This window comes from Streptomyces iakyrus (assembly GCF_000717055.1).
Classification (GTDB): domain Bacteria; phylum Actinomycetota; class Actinomycetes; order Streptomycetales; family Streptomycetaceae; genus Streptomyces; species Streptomyces iakyrus.
The window spans coordinates 1-404 of record NZ_JNXI01000100.1 but is presented as its reverse complement, the minus strand read 5'-3'; the positions used below and the strand labels follow the sequence as shown (position 1 = coordinate 404).

Genomic DNA, 404 nt, shown 5'->3' with positions numbered 1-404 from the left:
GTTCATGCGTGTCCTCGGCCCGTTCTGACATTCTTGTTGAGGGCGCGCGATGGTGACCCATCCGGCAGGGGAGGGCAAGGCGGGACGGCGCCGATGCAGGCCGGCTATCCATCACCGACGCGCGAGCGCGGCTGACGCATCCGCGCTCAGGCGGCAGCGCGGCCGAGATCGAGCGACGGCTGGCGCCTGGTCGGAAAGCTCAGCGCCACCGCGACCGCGGCGAGGCCGATCGCGAAGGAACCGGCGTGCAGCCACGTATAGCCATGGAACGTGTCGAACACGTAGCCGCCGGCCCACGGCCCGAGCGCCATGCCGAGGCTCGCGAACGCCGACACCGCGCCGAACACCGTGCCCATGATGCGCGCGCCGAAGAACTCGCGCACCAGCACGGCATAGAGCGGCAT

General features: G+C 70.3%; 1 pseudogene. It reads right to left on the bottom strand.

The features are described 5' to 3' along the window. Positions 1-146: 146 nt before the first annotated feature. A pseudogene (locus tag OO68_RS48930) lies at positions 147-404 on the bottom strand (hypothetical protein); the annotation flags it as partial.